The sequence below is a fragment of the Campylobacter felis genome (genome assembly GCF_030250085.1).
In the GTDB taxonomy this organism is placed as follows: domain Bacteria; phylum Campylobacterota; class Campylobacteria; order Campylobacterales; family Campylobacteraceae; genus Campylobacter_D; species Campylobacter_D upsaliensis.
The window spans coordinates 1-1,076 of record NZ_JANURX010000037.1; the positions used below are offsets into that span (position 1 = coordinate 1).

A 1,076-nucleotide genomic window follows, 5' to 3' on the forward strand; every position below is an offset into this window, starting at 1 on the left:
CCCACTTTCATCTTCCCTTAAGCTTCTTTATGTATAATTTCGACTTTCACTTTCTAAAAAAGTCTAAATACAACATTTTAACTCCTTTAGAAAGCCGTTCTTTAACTTATTATTGTTAAGAGTCACAAGCAAGTTTTAATAAACAATTTTACTGAACCTTGTTAAAGGATAAAAGAAATAAAGTTTAATACACGCTTTAGCTTCACATTGACTTTGCGTTTATATGAACTAAAGATTAAACACTTTCCGTCTTCATATATAATGAACCTATCTTTAAATATATAGTTTCAATTTATAATATAGCTCTTTTATCATTAAACTTTAGCAAGGAAGTGATGCGTTTTAGAATCAAACATAACACAATAAGTTTATTATGTTATAAAACTTTTTTAGTTTAAGGAAATAAGTTAAGGTAACTTCTAGTTAAGCTTAATATTTTATTAGGCTTGGCGGGGTAGGCCTTTAGCTTTGCTTCTTAGTATGGGCTTTGCCCATACGCTAAAAGAACATAAAAAGGTAAGCTACTAAGAGCGAATGGTGGATGCCTTGACTGGTAGAGGCGATGAAGGACGTACTAGACTGCGATAAGCTAGGTGGAGCTGTCAAGAAGCTTTGATGCCTAGATTTCCGAATGGGGCAACCCAAGATATAGAGATATATCTTACCGATACGGAGCGAACGAGGGGAATTGAAACATCTTAGTACCCTCAGGAAAAGAAATCAAAAGAGATTGCGTCAGTAGCGGCGAGCGAAAGCGTAAGAGGGCAAACCCAGTGCTTGCACTGGGGGTTGTAGGACTGCAATGTGCAAGGGCGAAGGTTAGCAGAACACTCTGGAAAGTGTAGCCATAGAGGGTGATAGTCCCGTATGCGAAAACCTAACCTTAGCTAGCAGTATCCTGAGTAGGGCGGGACACGCGAAATCCTGTCTGAAGCTGGGTAGACCACTATCCAACCCTAAATACTACTACCAGATCGATAGCGAACAAGTACCGTGAGGGAAAGGTGAAAAGAACGGCGGTGAGCCGAGTGAAATAGAACCTGAAACCATTTGCTTACAATCATTCAGAGCCCTAT

The 1,076-nt window shown here is 38.8% G+C and carries 1 rRNA gene; it reads left to right on the forward strand.

The window, feature by feature from the left end:
* Nucleotides 1-514 precede the first annotated feature (514 nt).
* A 23S ribosomal RNA gene (locus tag NYG92_RS09115) occupies nt 515-1,076 on the forward strand; the annotation flags it as partial.